The following is a 12,416-nucleotide window of genomic DNA, read 5'->3' on the forward strand; positions in this document are numbered from 1 at the left end:
GGTGCTTTTTTCCCGGGGCAAATGAAAAGGCCCCGCCATCTGCATGGCGGGGCCTCGGTACAGCTCAGGGTGCGGCGTCGGTTACGACTGCAGCAGGCGCAGCACGTTCTGCGGCACCTGGTTGGCCTGGGCCAGCATGGCCGTGCCGGCCTGCTGCAGGATCTGGCCACGGGTCAGCTCGGCGGTTTCCTGCGCGTAATCCACGTCGCGGATGCGGCTGCGGGCGGCGGACAGGTTTTCCGAGTTGGTGTTCAGGTTGGCGATGGTCGAGGTGAAGCGGTTCTGGATCGCACCCAGGTCGGCACGCGCCGAGTTGATCGACTGCAGCGCGGCATCCATGGCCAGGATGGCGTTGTCAGCGTTGGCCTGGTTGGAGATGTCCAGCTCGGCAAAGCCGGTCTGCGTGGTGCCTGCGGCGAACGAGGTACCGGTGGTGGCGCTGCTGCCGGCGGTCAGGCCGGTGGCGTTGGCCAGCTCGGTCGCGCTCAGGGTGCCGCCGATGGTGAAGTTGCCTTCCTTGTTTTCCAGCTGCACCTTGCCGTCGATCAGCGATGCGGTCACGCCGGTTTCGTGGGTCTTGGCGTTGATGGCATTCACCAGCAGGGTGTTGCGCTCCGTTGCGGTCTTGGCGGCGCCGACGGTGATGTCGACCACGCCGCTGCCATCGGCCTTGGTCATCGTCAGCTGGCCGGCGGTGACGGCCGGGTAATCAGCGGCGACGGCAGGCGTGCCGTCCTGGTGGTTGGCGACGAAACCTGCAGTTCCGAAGCCTTCCGTGCCCGTGGTGCCGGTAACGGTGATCGCCATGTCGTTGCCATCGGCACGCGAGAACGCCAGCGTGCCTGCAGCCACGGTGCCGGTCATGGTGATGCCAGCGGCAGCGAGCGCGTCGGACTTGTTGGCCAGGGCGGTGGTGAGGTCGGCCACGCTGACCGCATCACCCGCAGCAGCGGTATGGATTTCAACGCCGCCCACCGAGAAGGCGAACCCACCCGCAGCGGCAGAGACAACCGGAGTGAAGTTGCCCGAAGGACCCGACGTGGTCGGCGTAGCAGCCGCTGCACCGCCCGTCGCGGCCTGACCGGTCACGCTGGCCGGGGTCGAGGCGCTGGTCCAGTCGCCCAGCTTGTGCACGTTCGCATTGGCGATCTGCGAAATGTTGATGGTCTGGCCCTGGTCGGCGCCGATCTGGAAGGCCTGGTTGGTGAAGCTGCCATCCAGCAGGCTGGTGCCGTTGAAGTTGGTCTGTTCGGCGACGCGCTGGATTTCCTGCTTCAGCAGCTGCACTTCGGCGTTCAGCGCCTGGCGGTCCGATGCGGAGTTGGTGGCGCTGCGGGCCTGCACGGCCAGTTCGCGGATGCGCTGCAGGTTGTTGCCCACTTCACCCAGTGCGCCTTCGGCGGTCTGGGCCAGCGAGATGCCGTCGTTGGCGTTGCGGGCGGCCTGGTTGATGCCACGGATCTGGGTGGTGAAACGCTCGGAGATGGCCAGGCCGGCGGCATCGTCCTTGGCGCTGTTGATGCGCAGGCCCGAGGACAGGCGCTGGATCGAGGTGGCCAGCGAGCTGCTGCTGGTGGTCAGGTTGCGCTGAGCGTTCAGCGACATGGTGTTGGTGTTGATGATCTGTGCCATGGTGCTTCTCCGTGGTTGCTCGGTTCGTTTCGGTGAGGAAAGGCGCGGGACGCGCCGTGCTGGAAGTCAGGTGGAACGGGAAGGGGTCAGCCGATCTTGTTGAACAGGGACATCGCCTGCATCTGGCTGAAGATGGTCTGGGCGGCTTGAAGGGCAGCGTTCTCCAGCTTGTATTGGCCGATCGCATCGGCGTAGTCGAGATCGCGCATCGTCGAGAGCGTGCTCTTGACGGTGACGGCAGTGGCTTCGCGGGCGCTGGCCGCGGTATCGATGGCGGCCAGCTGCGCACCGCCCTTGGCACGGGCATCGATCATCGTTTCCGAGGCCCGGTTGAGGTCGCGGATACTCGACTGCAGGGTGTTCTGCAGTGCCGTGCGCTGGCTTTCAGTGGACGGGTCGGTTTCCAGTGCCGCGACCAGGCTGTCCAGGGTGGAGAAGATGTCGCGGGTACCCGCGTCGCTGATGTTGAATTCGTCCCCGGCCACCGGCGCACCTTCGATGCGCATGCTGACGCCGGCCACGACGATGTCTTCGCCGGGCTTGTGGGTGCCGCTGCCCACCACCGTGCCGCTGCCGTCCACGACCTCGTAGGCCCCTTCGGCGGTGCCGGTGAAGCGCACGTTGAGCGTGCCGCCGGCCCAGCTGCCGCTGCCATCGCGGCTGATGGAAGTGAGCAGGCCGCTGCCGCTGTTGCCGGCGGCGGCGCTGGCATCCACGCGGCCATCGCCGGTGGGGATGCGCATGAAGATCTCGCTGCCGGGCAGGGCATCGGACACCAGCTGGCCGGGCGCAACCTCCACCTGGCGCTGGTTCTGGTCGCCGTTGTAGGTGACCGTGCCGCCGGACAGCTTGAACGGTGCATCGGCGTCGTTGCTGCCGCCGAACAGGTAGCGGCCGCTGCCGTCGCGGGAGTTGGCCAGCGACAGCAGGCTGTCCTGGATGGTCTTCAGTTCGCTGACGATGGCCTTGAGGTCACTGGACTTGGGCACCGGGCTGTTGGCCTGGATGCTCAGTTCAACGGCGCGCGACATCAGTTCATTGACCTGGGCCAGCGCGTTTTCCTGCAGGCCAAGACGGTTCTGCACGCTGTTGGCGTTCTTGCCGAGCTGCTCGAGGCCGGCCACGACGCGGTCCAGTCCAACGGCGGTGCCGGCACCGACCGGATCGTCCTTGGCCGAGCTGATCTTGCTGCCGGTGGCGATCTGCTGCTCGAGGTGGCTGATCTTGGACTGCTTGGCCAGCATCAGCGATACCGACTGGTTGAACATCATCCCGGTGGAAATGCGGCTGCTCATCGGCGGATTGCTCCCAGGATGGTCTGGAACATGTTGTCGGCGGTGGAGATCAGCTGCGAGGCGGCCTGGTAGGCCTGTTGCAGGCGCAGCATGTCGGCGGCTTCTTCATCCAGGTTCACGCCGGAAATCTCGTCGCGGGCGGACTGCGCCTTGTCCGAGATGACCTGCTGCGCATCGAGCGAATACTCGGCCGAGCGTGCGGCGGCGCCGACCTGGGTGGTCAGGCCACCGAGCGCGCCGTTGAGGGTGACCGTGCCAGCGTTGAATGCCTTGGCATCCTCGACCTTGGCCAGCAGCGCGGCGTTGCTGTTGTCGGACGAGCCTGCCGGGGTAGGGGTGATGTTGAAGGTGTCGCCGGTCTTGGGCGCGCCATCCAGCACGAAGCTCCAGCCGTTGGCGCTGACGGTCTGGCCGGGCGTATAGGTCTGCGGGGCCCCGCCATTGATGGTGTAGGTCGTGGCCGAGGTGAACACGATCGCGGCAGGGTCGCGCAGGTTGGCGTTGCCGACGTCGGTCACCGCAACGCCGGTCAGCTTGCCGGTACCGGTGTTGGCCAGTGCTGCCGTGCCCTTCACGGCGGCGGCGGCCGCGATGCGCGAGGGATCGGTGATGGCCGTTTCCAGGCTGCCGGCCACGCCGGCGGTCGGCTGCAGCAGGAACCGGTCGTTGGTGGCCGGCGTGCCGCTCACCACCAGTTCGACGCCGTTGATCACCAGCGGATCGGTGGCGCTGCCGGTGCCGGTCAGGGCAACGCTGGCGCCGGTATCGGCGCGGCTGGCCTGCCACTGCGTGCCGTCGAACTTGAGCACGATGTTCTGGGCATCCAGCTTGGACAGGTCGCCATAGGTCGCCGTGATGCTGCCGGTGCCGGCGTTGCTGGTGTTGGGGGTGACGCGCGGGTTGCCGATGTTGAAGAAGTCGCCACCCATCTGGCCATACAGGTCCACGCCCTGGCGGTGGGCCTGGTTGAAGCTCTCGGCCAGGCCGACCGCGAGCTTGCCCAGTTCGGCCTGGGCCGGGGTCAGCACGGTGTCGCGGAACTCGAGCATGCCGCCGATCTTCCCGCCCACGGCCTTCGGGTCCAGGGTGATCGTGCCGCCCTGGGTCTGCAGGGCGAGCTGCAGGCGCTCGGGCTGGTAGGGGTCGGTCACCGTGGTGACCTTGGAGGCCGTCGTGCCCACCACCAGCGCATTGCCGCCGGCGGTGTAGACGTTCATCACGCCGCCATCCTGCACGACCGCGGTGCCGCCGGTGTAGCCGACCAGCTGCGAAATCAGCTGGTCGCGGCGGTCCAGCAGGTCCGGCGCGGCGTCGGTCACGTTGCTGCCGATGGCGCCGTTGATCTGGGCGATTTCCTGGGCCAGCCGGTTGATCTCGGTGGCACCGGCGATGAGCCCGTTGTTGACCTCGCTGCTGAGGTTGTTCATCTGCGTGTTGAGCTGGCCGAAGCGGCTGGCCAGGGCCTTGCCGCCATCGAGCAGGCTCTGCCGGTCGGCCGTGCCTGCGGCATTGGACGACAGGCCGCTGACGGCATCGAAGAAGTTGGACCAGGAGCCGGCGACGTTCGTGGCTGAATCGGAGAACAGGGCGTTGACCCGGTCGGCCATGGTCGACAGCTGCTTCAGGCGCGCGAGTTCGCCGCTGCTGTCGAGCAGCCGCGAGATCGCCAGCTGGTCTGCAGCGCGGCGGATGTCGGTGATCCGGGTGCCGCTGCCCACCTCGCCAAACCCGTAGTTCTGCGGATCGGCGGTGGCGAAGTCGACCTTCTGCCGGCTGTAGCCGGGCGTGTTGATGTTGGCGACGTTATGGCTGGTGGTCGCCAACGCACGCTGGAAGGCGAGCAGGGCACTGGTACCGGTGGAAAGGACGCTGGACATGGGGTTCCTCAACGACGGGTGATACCCAGCGCCGCTGTTGCGGTGCTGGCGAAGGTCTGGCCAAGGCGCGTGCCGGCGTCGGTCACGGCGGCCACGGCGCGCTCGATGGTCGGGCCACCGGCGATCGCGGCGATCTTGGCCGCGTAGCGCGGATCGGTGGCGTAGCCGGCGCGCTGCAGGCCACGGGCGAAGCCCTGCACGTCGGTGCCGGCCTGCAGTGCCTGCTGGTAGCGCGGGCTGGTCTTCAGCAGGCGCACGTAGTCGGCGAAGCTCTCGGCGGGCGTGCTGTAGGCGCGGAAGCTGGCTGTTTCGTTACGGCGCACGCCATCGACATACTCGTGGGTGCCGGCGACGGCGCTCTGGCCCTTCCAGCCGGTGGCCTTGATGCCGAACAGGTTGTGCGAGGTGCTGCCGTCGGCGTGCTTGATCTGGCGCTTGCCCCAGCCGGTTTCCAGCGCGGCTTGGGCCACCAGGGCGCGGGCATCCACGCCCAGTTCCTTGGCCGCGCTCTGTGCGTGGCCCCAGATGCTGGCTACGAATCCTTCGGGCGTGTTCGCGCCCAGTTGGGCCACGGCGGTGCGGGTGGCCAGGGCATCGGCCGGCGTGCCCATGCTGCCGCGGTTGCTGGCGGTGGCCGCCCACTGGTCGTTGCTGGCCGCCCAATCGTCGCCGTCGATGCTGCTGGCGTACGGATCGCTGGTGCCCAGCGAACGGTGCATGCTGCTGCTGTCACGGCCGGCAATCAGGTCCAGTGCCTGCTCCATCGGTGCCAGTGCGGGGCTGGTCGCGGCCTGCGCGCCCTCCTGGGCGCCTGCCGCCATCTGCTGCAGCATGCGCACGGCCTGGCTGGCATCGTCCAGCGACAGCGAGGGCGCCGCCTTGGCCGGTGCATTGAGCTGGTAGGCGCGGCTGGCCTTGGCCGGGTCCACGCGGGTATCCAGCGCCGGGCCGTCGGCCTGCTGGCCGGACAGCTGGCGGCTGATGATGGACGACAGGCCCAGGCCTTTGCCCCGGGTCATCGCCTCGGCGATCTTCTGGTCGTACATCTCCCGGAACATCTTGTTTTCACCGGGGAACAGCGAATCACCGAAGCTGGCATCACGCATGCTCTTGACCAGCATCTGCGCGAACTGGCCTTCCAGCTGGCGCGCGACCTTGTCGATCCTGGCCGGGTCGGTCTGCTGTGCAGGATTCAGGTCGAAGGCGGGATTGATGCGCATGTCAGATCACCTCGAGTTCGGCGCTCAGCGCACCGGCCTGCTTCAGCGCTTCCAGGATCGCGATCAGGTCGCCCGGGGCAGCGCCCACGGCGTTCACGGCATGCACGATTTCATCCAGCGTGGTACCGCCATTGAACTTGAACATGCGGCTGCCATCGTTGGTGGCCGTCACCGTCGACTGCGGGGTGACCACGGTCTGCCCGCCACCGAAGGCATTGGGCTGGCTGACGTTGGCGTTCTCCTGGATGGTCACCGTCAGCGAGCCATGCGAGATCGCGGCCGGGCCGACGCGCACCTGCTGGCCGATGACCACGGTGCCGGTACGCGAGTTGACCACCACCTTGGCCGGGGCGCTGCCCGGGGTCAGTTCCAGGTTCTCGATGCGGGCCAGCAGGCCGATGCGCGCGCCCGGGTCGGTCGGTGCGGCCACGGCGACGGTCACGCCATCGACGGCACGCGCAGCGCCCTCGCCGAAAGCGTTGTTGAGCGCAGCGACCATGCGCGAGACCGTGGTGAAATCGTTCTGGTGCAGGTTCAGGGTGATGTCGCCGCCGTTGGCCAGCGGATCGGGCAGGGCACGTTCGACGGTGGCGCCGTTGGGAATGCGGCCCACGCTGGGCACGTTCACCGAAACGCGCGAACCATCCTTGCCCTGTGCGCCGAAGCCGCCGACGATCAGGTTGCCCTGGGCGATGGCATAGATCTGCCCATCGGCGCCGCGCAGCGGGGCCATCAGCAGCGAACCACCGCGCAGTGACACCGCGTTGCCGATGGAGGACACGGTGATGTCGATCGGCTGGCCCGGCTTGGCAAACGGCGGCAGCTCGGCGTGGATCGCCACGGCGGCCACGTTCTTCAGCTGCGGGTTGACGTTGGCCGGCACGTTCACGCCCAGCTCGCCGAGCAGGTTCTTCAGGCTCTGCACGGTGAAGGGCGCCTGGCTGGTGCGGTCACCGCTGCCATCCAGGCCCACCACCAGGCCGTAGCCCACCAGTGCATTGCCACGCACGCCGCCTACCTGGGCGAGGTCCTTGATGCGCTCGGCGCTGGCCGGGAAGGCAACGGCGAGCACCAGGAACAACGATCCGTAGAGCGACGCCGCGCGTCGCTGCAGGAAATATCGGAATGAAATCTTCATGGCCATACTCAGAACGGCGTCAGGCCGGAATTGAAGAAGCGGCTCAGCCAGCCCATCGCGTTGGACTGCGCGACCGGGCCGCGGCCGCCGTAGACGATGCGGGCTTCAGCCACGCGGCTGGAGGGAATGCTGTTGTCCGGCGCGATGTCGCCCGGGCGCACGATGCCCTGCACCTGCACCAGTTCGTCGCCCTGGTTCAGGCGCAGGTTCTTCTGCCCCTGCACCACCAGGTTGCCGTTGGGCAGGCGCTGCACCACGGTCACCGTCACGCTGCCCTGCAGGCGGTTGCTCTGCGCGCTGTTGCCCTTGCCGGTGAAATCACGCTTGCCCGAAGCAGTGGCGCTGAGCACGTCCTTGCCACCCAGGGTCACCGGCGCACCGAAGATCGACGGCGTGCCGATGCTCAGGTTCGATTCCTTGTTGGTGGCGGTGTTGGCGCTGGTGGTGGCGGTGGTGTTCTCAAGCAGCGTGATGGTCAGCAGGTCGCCGACATCGCGTGCGCGGCGGTCCGAGTACAGCTGCAGCGTGGGGCCGGCGGCATAGATCGCACCCGCGGTCGGTGCGGCCTGCGGCGGCATGATCGGCTGGATCGGCGCAATGGCAGGGTACGGGCGCACGTCGCCGGCGATCACGCAGCCGCCAAGCAGGGCGGCCACGGCGCAGGGCAGGGCGATTCGGGCAAGGGTGGAGAAGGACGACATGGCGGTATCCCGTTGGCGACGGTCAGACGTTCTGGTTCAGGTAGCCGAGCATCGCGTCGGTGGTCGAAATGGCCTTGGCGTTCATTTCGTAGGCGCGCTGCGTTTCGATCATCGAAACCAGCTCTTCCACCACGTTGACGTTGCTGCCTTCCAGCGCACCCTGCACCACGTTGCCCAGGCCGTTCAGGCCGGGGTTGCCGTTCTGCGCCGGGCCGGAGGCAGTGGTTTCCAGGAACAGGTTTTCGCCGCGGGCCTGCAGGCCTGCCGGATTGACGAAGTCGGTCAGGGTCAGCGCGCCGATTTCCACGGTGGCGGCGTCGTCGGCCATCTTCACGCTGATGGTGCCGTCGCTGCCGATGGTCACCGACTGCGCGCCTTCGGGAATCTGGATGCCCGGCTGCACCGGGTAGCCGCTGTTGGTGACCAGCTCGCTGTCCTGGTTGATCTTGAACGAGCCGTCACGGGTGTAGGCCGAGCTGCCATCGGGCATCTGCACTTCGAAGAAGCCGCGGCCATTGACCATCACGTCCAGTGCGCGGCCGGTCTGCTGCTGGCTGCCCTGTTCGAAATTCTTGGCGGTGGCCACCACGCGTACGCCGGTGCCGATCTGCAGGCCGGTCGGCAGCTGCGTCTGCGCCGACGATGCGCCGCCAGGCTGGCGCACCTGCTGGTACAGCAGATCCTCGAAACTGGCGCGGTCCTGCTTGAAGCCGGTGGTGTTGGTGTTGGCGAGGTTGTTGGAAACCACCGACATGCGCATCTGCTGCGCATCCAGTCCGGTTTTCGCGATCCACAGTGCCTGGTTCATCTTCGAAGTCCTGTCTGGGTGAAGCCGGCCGCGCGGTGCGGCCCTTGGGTGAGGTAGTGCAAGCGGCGTGCCAGCAACGGCGCGTGCCGGTGCCGGAATTCCGTCAGCCGCCCAAGCGCAGCAGACTGTTGGCGCTGCGTGCGTTCTCGTCGCCGTGCTTGATCACCTTCACCTGCATTTCGTACTGGCGCTGCAGCTGGATCATCTGCACCAGCGCACCGGCGGCATCGACGTTGCTGCCTTCCAGCTGGCCGCTGTGCACCGTCGGGCCCTGTGCCTGCGTGAACGGCTGCTGCGGGTCGGTGTTGGCGAACAGGCCGTCAAGGCGGCGCTCCAGGCGTTCGTCGGCGGCCTGCACGATCTTGATGCGGCCGATCATCGCCATCGTCTGCGGGCCTTCGCCCTGCGGGATGATCGAGATCGTGCCGTCGTTGCCCACTTCCATCGCCTGGTAGGGCGGGATGGCGATCGGGTTGTTGTTGTCGTCCAGCACCGGACGGCCGCTGGAGGTCACCAGCTGGCCGTTCGGGGTGACCGACAGCGCGGCGCCACGGGTGTAGGCCTCGCTGCCGTCGGTGGCCTGCACGGCCAGCCAGGTGCCGGTCTGCAGCGACAGGTCCAGCGGCTTGCCGGTGATGTGCTGCGCGCCGGCGGTGCGGTTGAAGCCGGCGTCGACGTGCAGCGCATCCACCCGCGAGGCAAAGCCCTGGCCACGGATCGGGAAGGCTTCGGTGTTGGCCAGCGCTTCCTTGAAGCCGGGGGTGTCCGAGTTGGCGAGGTTGTGGCTGAGCGTTCCCTGCGCCTGCAGGGAGGCGCGGGCGCCGGTCATCGCAACGTAAAGGGCTTTATCCATGGGGGGCGTTCCGTGACAGGTTCAGCAGGTCATCAACGGATGTTGATGACGGTCTGGGTGATCTGGTCCTGCGTGGTGATCATCTGCGCGTTGGCCTGGAAGTTGCGCTGCGCGGTGATCATGTTCACCAGCTGCTCGGTCAGGTCCACGGTCGATGCTTCCAGCGCGCCGGCCTGGATCTTGCCGAGGTTGGAGCTGTCAGGCGCGGCGGTGCGCGGGGTACCCGACTCGAAGGTTTCCACCCACAGGTTGTTGCCCTTCTGCGCCAGGCCCTGGGTGTTGTTGAAGCTGGTCAGTGCCACCTGGCCCAGCGGCTTGTCATCGCCATTGGAGTAGCGCGCGTAGACCACGCCGCTGTCGGACACAGTGATCTCGTTGAGCTTGCCGGCCGCATAGCCGTCCTGCTGCGTGTTGCGCAGGGCGAACTTCTCGCCGTACTGGGTCGAACCGCTGATATCCAGCGTCATGTTCAGTTCGCCCGCACCGGTGGTGGGGGTGAACGTGCCGAGGCTGATCTTGGCATCGGCCGGGGTGGTGAGCTTGCCGCTGTTGTCGAACGCGATCGCGGTCGGAGTACCGGCCGGTTCGCCATCGACGTAGTTGTGCACGGTCCAGCCGTTGGTCGCGGCGTCCTTGACGAAGTAGGACACCTGGATGTGGCTCACGCCCAGCGAGTCATAGACGGTGATGCCGCCGCTGGACTGGTTGTAGCTGTTGGAATCGGTCGGATCGAAATCGGCGACCGTCGGCTGCTTGGCGTTGGCGGGCAGGGTGAAGCCCACCTTCACTTCGCTGGTCTGCTTGGGCGGGCTGTCGGTGGTCAGCAGCTGCAGGTCGACCAGGCGGCCGGCGTCGAAGCTGGTGCCATCGGCATTGGGTGCGAAGACCTGCAGGCGTGCGCCCTGCGGGTTGACCACGTAACCGGCCGAGTCGGTCTGGAAGTTGCCGGCGCGCGAGTAGACGCGTGCGCCGTTCATGTTCATGGTGAAGAAGCCCTCACCGGAAATGGCCATGTCCAGGCTGCGGCCGGTCTGGTCGTTGTTGCCCTGGATGAACTGCTGGGCCACGTTGGTGACGCGTGCACCGGAGCCGGTCTGGTTGTTGGACAGGCCATAGCTGGTGGCGGCGAACAGGTCGGCGAATTCCGCGCGCGACTGCTTGAAGCCGACCGTGTTGACGTTGGCAACGTTGTTGGCGGTGACGCTCAGGTCGGTATTGGCGGCGTTGATGCCGGACAGCGAGACGTTGAAGCCCATGGGATTGCTCCTGGTAGATGCGGGGGTGCGGCTCAGCTGACGCGGAGCACGTAATCGATCGGGGCCGTGCCCAGGCCCTTGAGGTTCAGGTACAGGCCGTCGGAGCCGACGGTCACGCTTTCCACCGGTGCCTGCACGTAGGTGGACAGCTTGGTGCTGGTGCCTGCGGTATCGACGTGGTTGGCGACGATGGAGTACTTGCCCGGCGCCATGCGGTTGCCGTTGGCGTCCTTGCCGTCCCACTTGAACGCCACTTCGCCGGCGGCAGCGGCTTCGACACTGATCGAGGTGACCTTGCTGCCGTTGGCATCGGTGACATCGACGGTGACGATGCCGGCGGCGGGTGCTGCAACGGTGCCGCTGACATCACCTTCCGCTTCGAGCACCAGCTTTTCCGAGGGCACCAGCACTTCATGGCCGACCAGTGCCGCGCCACGCAGCACCTGGTCGCTGGCCATCGATTCCTGGAAGCCCTTCACCGAGGTGTTGAGGTCGGTGATGCCCTGCACGGTGGACATCTGCGCCATCTGAGCGACCATCTGGGTGTTGTCCATCGGCTTCAATGGATCCTGATGCTGCAGCTGCTCGGTCATCAGGCGCAGGAAGTCGGCCTGGTCGAGCGTGTTCTTCTTCTTGGTGCTGTTGCTGTTGGGGGCGTTCAGGCCGAGGGCGGCGTAGACGTCCTGGTTGGTCTGGGTGGTGACGGTGGTCATGCGGTAATCCTCGCGGGCGCGCCTCAGCGGCCCATGGTCAGGGTGGCCAGGGCCAGTTCCTTGGCGGTGGTCAACATCTCCACGCCGGCCTGGTAATTGCGCGAGGTCGAGATCAGGTTGACCATCTGCGCCACCGGATCGACGTCGGGCTGGTAGATGTAGCCATCGGCGTCGGCCAGCGGATGGCCAGGCTCGTAGCGCTTGATCGGCGCGGCATCGCTCTGGGTGATTTCCTTGACCTTGACCGAGGTGATGTTCGGATCGGTCTTGCTGGTCACGGCCTGGAAGATCGGCTCCAGCGGCTTGTAGACCGCGTCGGCCGAGCCGGCGATGCTGTCGGCGTTGGACAGATTGGAGGCGATGGTGCTCATGCGCACCGACTGCGCCTGCAGTGCGGAGCCGGCGATGTCGAAGATCGGCAGGTTGCTCATGGCTTACTGCCCCGTGATCGCGGTGAGCATGGAACGGACCTTGCTCTCGACGAAGCTGAGCGAGGCACGGTATTCCAGCGCGGCGCGGCCATAGGCAGCGCGCTCGGCATCGGGGTCGACGGTGTTGCCGTCAAGGCTGGGCTGTACGCCTTCGCGGGCCACCTGGAACGGGTTCAGGCCACTACTGATCTCGTAGTGCCGTTCGCTCGTGGTGGTCATCAGGCCGTTGGCATCCAGGCCCTGCGCGTTGCGCAGGGCGGCGTCGAAGTCCAGGTCCTGGGCCTTGTAGCCGGGGGTATCGGCGTTGCCAAGGTTGCTGGCGATCAGCTTCATCCGCTGTTCGCGCAACGGCATGGCCTGGGCATGCACGCCCAGGTAGTCGGTAATCAGGTTGCGCACGGTGCACTCCCACGGGAACGATGCCCGGGAAGCTGCAAGCGGTGTGCCAAATTCGAGAGGGTAGTGCCGGCCGCTGGCCGGCTCCCCGATAGA

Annotated in this window: 12 protein-coding genes and 1 pseudogene; all 13 read right to left on the reverse strand. The window is 66.8% G+C overall.

Annotated elements, in window-relative coordinates; translation table 11 throughout:
- Nucleotides 1-81: 81 nt before the first annotated feature.
- Nucleotides 82-864, reverse strand: coding sequence for a flagellin (locus tag C1927_RS21875; RefSeq protein WP_322114435.1), 783 nt, complete (start codon nucleotides 862-864; stop codon nucleotides 82-84).
- A 153-nt stretch (nucleotides 865-1,017) separates the two neighbouring features.
- Nucleotides 1,018-1,632 (reverse strand): annotated as a pseudogene (locus C1927_RS21700) (flagellin); the annotation flags it as partial.
- 86 nt (nucleotides 1,633-1,718) lie between these two features.
- Nucleotides 1,719-2,927, reverse strand: a complete 1,209-nt coding sequence (flgL, locus tag C1927_RS10700) for a flagellar hook-associated protein FlgL (protein ID WP_079221835.1) — start codon at nucleotides 2,925-2,927, stop codon at nucleotides 1,719-1,721.
- Nucleotides 2,924-4,804 (reverse strand): flagellar hook-associated protein FlgK, encoded by a 1,881-nt coding sequence (flgK, locus tag C1927_RS10705; protein ID WP_079221836.1) that lies wholly within the window; start codon nucleotides 4,802-4,804, stop codon nucleotides 2,924-2,926. Before flgK ends, flgL begins: the two co-directional genes overlap by 4 nt.
- 8 nt (nucleotides 4,805-4,812) lie before the next feature.
- The gene (locus C1927_RS10710; RefSeq protein ID WP_079221837.1) at nucleotides 4,813-6,024 is read right to left on the reverse strand and encodes a glucosaminidase domain-containing protein; all 1,212 of its coding nucleotides are present in this window, start codon (nucleotides 6,022-6,024) and stop codon (nucleotides 4,813-4,815) included.
- A gap of 1 nt (nucleotide 6,025) precedes the next feature.
- The gene (locus C1927_RS10715; RefSeq protein ID WP_254051575.1) at nucleotides 6,026-7,168 is read right to left on the reverse strand and encodes a flagellar basal body P-ring protein FlgI; all 1,143 of its coding nucleotides are present in this window, start codon (nucleotides 7,166-7,168) and stop codon (nucleotides 6,026-6,028) included.
- A gap of 2 nt (nucleotides 7,169-7,170) precedes the next feature.
- The gene (flgH, locus tag C1927_RS10720) at nucleotides 7,171-7,863 is read right to left on the reverse strand and encodes a flagellar basal body L-ring protein FlgH (RefSeq protein ID WP_108746653.1); all 693 of its coding nucleotides are present in this window, start codon (nucleotides 7,861-7,863) and stop codon (nucleotides 7,171-7,173) included.
- 22 nt (nucleotides 7,864-7,885) lie between these two features.
- Nucleotides 7,886-8,671 carry a flagellar basal-body rod protein FlgG gene (flgG, locus tag C1927_RS10725; protein WP_079221839.1) on the reverse strand — a complete coding sequence of 262 codons (786 nt, stop codon included), beginning with the start codon at nucleotides 8,669-8,671 and terminating at the stop codon, nucleotides 7,886-7,888.
- 103 nt (nucleotides 8,672-8,774) lie between these two features.
- A complete protein-coding gene (locus tag C1927_RS10730) occupies nucleotides 8,775-9,524 on the reverse strand; it encodes a flagellar basal body rod protein FlgF (RefSeq protein WP_108746654.1) in 750 nt (249 codons plus the stop codon).
- Nucleotides 9,525-9,556: 32 nt separating this feature from the next.
- Entirely contained in the window at nucleotides 9,557-10,780 is a 1,224-nt protein-coding gene (flgE, locus tag C1927_RS10735) for a flagellar hook protein FlgE (protein WP_079221841.1), read from the reverse strand.
- Nucleotides 10,781-10,812: 32 nt separating this feature from the next.
- Nucleotides 10,813-11,493: a flagellar hook capping FlgD N-terminal domain-containing protein gene (locus tag C1927_RS10740; RefSeq protein ID WP_108746655.1), complete on the reverse strand. Its 681-nt coding sequence runs from the start codon at nucleotides 11,491-11,493 to the stop codon at nucleotides 10,813-10,815.
- A 23-nt stretch (nucleotides 11,494-11,516) separates the two neighbouring features.
- Nucleotides 11,517-11,924, reverse strand: a complete 408-nt coding sequence (gene flgC / locus C1927_RS10745; protein ID WP_079221843.1) for a flagellar basal body rod protein FlgC — start codon at nucleotides 11,922-11,924, stop codon at nucleotides 11,517-11,519.
- A gap of 3 nt (nucleotides 11,925-11,927) precedes the next feature.
- On the reverse strand, nucleotides 11,928-12,323 hold the full coding sequence (flgB, locus tag C1927_RS10750) for a flagellar basal body rod protein FlgB (RefSeq protein WP_079221844.1): 396 nt from the start codon (nucleotides 12,321-12,323) through the stop codon (nucleotides 11,928-11,930).
- Nucleotides 12,324-12,416 lie beyond the last annotated feature (93 nt).

Origin of the sequence: Stenotrophomonas sp. ZAC14D1_NAIMI4_1 (genome assembly GCF_003086775.1) — a bacterium.
Classification (GTDB): domain Bacteria; phylum Pseudomonadota; class Gammaproteobacteria; order Xanthomonadales; family Xanthomonadaceae; genus Stenotrophomonas.